Origin of the sequence: Clostridium sp. SGI.024 (assembly GCF_050315195.1) — a bacterium.
GTDB lineage: Bacteria > Bacillota > Clostridia > Clostridiales > Clostridiaceae > Clostridium.
Genome location: NZ_JBNPON010000119.1, coordinates 1 through 3,445 on the forward strand (window position 1 = coordinate 1; position 3,445 = coordinate 3,445).

4 protein-coding genes and 1 pseudogene are annotated in these 3,445 nt (G+C 25.1%); 2 read left to right on the forward strand and 3 right to left on the reverse strand.

All coding sequences use genetic code 11. The annotated features are described in order from the left end of the window. A pseudogene (locus ACQRD5_RS16830) lies at positions 1–235 on the forward strand (hypothetical protein); the annotation flags it as partial. A gap of 54 nt (positions 236–289) precedes the next feature. Here ACQRD5_RS16830 and ACQRD5_RS16835 read toward each other — a convergent pair. Both ACQRD5_RS16835 and ACQRD5_RS16840 read right to left on the reverse strand, forming a co-directional pair. Next, complete coding sequence (locus tag ACQRD5_RS16835; protein WP_294166805.1) at positions 290–469, reverse strand: hypothetical protein; 180 nt, start codon at positions 467–469, stop codon at positions 290–292. Between the two features lie 21 nt (positions 470–490). Continuing rightward, entirely contained in the window at positions 491–1,147 is a 657-nt protein-coding gene (locus ACQRD5_RS16840) for a GerMN domain-containing protein (RefSeq protein ID WP_291630903.1), read from the reverse strand. A gap of 213 nt (positions 1,148–1,360) precedes the next feature. On the opposite strand from ACQRD5_RS16840, the gene ACQRD5_RS16845 reads away from it, so the two are divergent. Further along, entirely contained in the window at positions 1,361–2,572 is a 1,212-nt protein-coding gene (locus tag ACQRD5_RS16845; protein WP_291630901.1) for a DUF6398 domain-containing protein, read from the forward strand. A gap of 108 nt (positions 2,573–2,680) precedes the next feature. Here the strand turns inward: ACQRD5_RS16845 and ACQRD5_RS16850 are convergent. Then, the coding region (locus tag ACQRD5_RS16850) for a hypothetical protein (protein ID WP_427747090.1) at positions 2,681–3,445 on the reverse strand (765 nt) is incomplete at its 5' end.

A 3,445-nucleotide genomic window follows, 5' to 3' on the forward strand; every position in this document is an offset into this window, starting at 1 on the left:
AATTAAAGATGTTATTCCACCTATTATAATTTCAGAAAATATAAGTAACGGTTACAATGATTTAATAGTAAGGTCAATAAAGAAAGACAAACTAGATTTTAGAGTTTTAAAATATAATGGTAATTCATATCCTATAAATCCCATAGGTGAAGAAAAATTAGAAACTGGAATTAGAGTAGTCGGAGTTGCAGTTATTTCAGATGATTTGTTTTATAGAAGAGGAATAGAGTATTAAGAAAAAAGGAGCTGAAATGAACAGCTCCTAAATTTTTTTATGTTTTAATATATATTATTTAATATCAAATAACCTTTCAGCAGATAAATCTCCACAATGAGGACAAGTAGTATCTACAAAACCGTCACCAGCACAAGCTTCACAATATATATCGTAACAGTTAGTACACTTATAAACAATGTCACCTTTTATAATATTACCACAATTTGGACATTTGCTTTCGTCGTAAATCATATAATTGTAATCCTCAATTTATTACTTTAATTCTATAGCGTCATTTAAATTTACTTTAAAGGCTTCTCCCTCATTCATTAAAATGTGACCAGATGAATAAGGCTTACCATCTAGAGTTATTAATACATTTTCCACATTAAAATAACTACCAAAAGTATTAACTATTGCAGTAAGAATACTATATTCTGAACCACCACCTAATTCTTGAGCACTTACAAAATTTGAAGAAAAATCTATTGCTATTGTAGAATTTTTCTTATCTAAACTTGAAGAATTTAAAGTTATTTCATTAGAAATTGAAGGTGATATTTCGGCATTTGGTGATTTCTTTAATTCATCAACTAAAATTTTTGCTACATTATCATCAGTAACATTTATAGATTTATTTATGTAGACGATCTTATCAGATACTGCATCGTAGTAATATATTTTTGCATTTACTTGTTTTTCCGTATCGTTTTTATCAACTGTTTCATTATCTTTTTCATCAGTTTCATTATCTTTTTTATCATTAGTATTATTGTCTTTTTCAGAACTTGCATTATTATTATTATTTACTGAAGAAGAATTACTAACTTTATTTTCTTCACTCTTTGTGTTCTTAGCTGATTTTGAACAAGAAATTAAAGTCATCGGTATAAGTAGAGATAATGATATTGCCAATAAAAATTTTTTCATAAAAATGCGCCTCCTTTTAAAGTAGGTTAGTGTATTATTAATATTTTTATTATAGCATAATAAGAAAACAGTTACAATTTACATAAATATAGTTAAATTTAAATATGATTAAGTAATATTTGAAAAATGTATGTAAATATCATATAATATAAAACATCGGCTTACACATGATTTATTAAAGGCTAAATACCATAAAAAAGGAGAAAATAAGTAATGCAAAAAACAACAGAGACACAGAACGAAAGAAGTTCAGAAATAATAAGTATTATTAAAGAGGTATGCAAAAATAATTTAAATGATGAATACTTGTTTCTTGCAGAAAACTTATGTAAAGAAATATTTAAATTAGAGAACTCTAAATTAAATAAGGGTAAGGCTAATTCTTGGGCCTGCGGAATTGTTCACTCAATAGGTTTAATAAACGGATTATTTACTAATAAATCTGCTATAGAGATTAAGGCTTCTGACTTTTACAAATTATTTGATGTAAGTAGTAGTACAGGCCTTACTAAATCTAAAGAAGTAAGAAGTATGATAAATATTGATGAAGAAAAATGGTTAATATCTTCAAAGGAAGAAAATAAAGAGGAAAACAAAAATATTGATTTAATTTCTGATGAAAAAGATACATATGATGCTGTAGATAATAAATGTTACATAGAAGATGAGCCTATTATTAAAGAAGATAAAAATTTAGTTGAAGCAAATAAAATTGCAAATGAAGCATGGAATCAAAAAAACTTTAATAAAAAGGTAAAATTAGCAAAGGAAGCATTAATGATAAGTGATAAATGCGCTGAAGCTTATATAATTTTATCTTATGATAATTCTATAAGCAAAGAAGAGCAAAAAAACTTATCTTATAAAGCTGTAGAAGTTGCTAAAGAGGTTATAGGAGAAGAAAACATAGACAAATTTATAGGAAAATATTTAGACTTAGAAATAACTAAACCTTATTATAGTGCAAAATATAGATTGGGCAATTTATTATGGAGTATTAATGAAAGAAGAGAAGCAATAAAAGAATTTACAGATTTATTAAAGCTATGCCCTGAAGATAGGTTATTAATAAGAGGAGTATTACTTTCTTGGTTAATTTCTGAAGGCTTAGATAAAGAAACAGAAGAAATATTAATAAAGTTTAAGGATGATTATCTTTCAGCTACTAAGTTCTCTAAAGCACTTTATTTATTTAAATTAGGTAAATTAGAAGAGGCAGAAAGAGCATTAAGGATTGCAAATGCGTCCAATCCATTTGTTGTTAATTATATTACTAAGCAAAAAAGGCTTCCAAAAGTTCAACCTGAATTAAAAAGCTTAGGATCAGAAGAAGATGCGATTTATTATGTAAAAAATGCAGAAGTTGCATGGGATTCTGTAAAAGGAGCTAGAAATTGGGTAAAGGAAATTAAAAATAGACTTTAAAAGATGACTTTAAAATGTAACTATGGCACAGTATAAAATAAAATGAAGATATTTTTAAGTGCACCTCAAATGTTAGACATAATATCTAACATTTGGAGGTGTATTTTTTTATGCCAAAGTATCCTTATATATATTAACTAAGTTTATAAGAAGTTTGCTTTGTCCTTCTATTGTATAAATAGAAGGAGGCATATTTTTTTCCTTTAATAAATAATCAATATTATTAATTTTGTTATTAAAAAATAGAAGATATATATTTTTATAATAACTATGGTTGAGACCTTTAAAAACTTTATTAGAAAGTTCTTCATTAGGGGTAAAAGAAGTATCTATTATTTTTTTATATATAAAATAATAAAGTAAAGAAATAGAGGTTTTTTCAACTTGTCTGTAATCATATTTTTTTATATTATCAAAATCTTTCATTAATATATTAAAAAAATCTATTGTAGAAGGATCTAAAGTAAAAATATCTTTATTTAAGTAACTAAGTAATGAATTTGTATAGAAGGAAATATTATTTAAAAAATTCCATAGGTCATTAACATCAAAAGGTTCTATGGTTATATTCTTTGCTATTTCTATATAGATATCTGTTAAAATCCCTTTTGATTTATAAGAAACATTACCATTTCCACAAATAGAGTAATTTCTAACTATATCAAAAGCTATTCGATTATCTTCCTTTAATCCAATTGCATATTTTCCATCATTATTAAAAAAATTTAAAGTTGAAATTGCAAAATGAATTAAAGAGATTAAGGCTAAATAAGAATAAGATACACTACTAACTCCTATAGAAAACAATATAACAAATATAATAAAATCAAAGATGGGTCCTAGCCAAAAGTATACTCTTAACTTATTTAATAA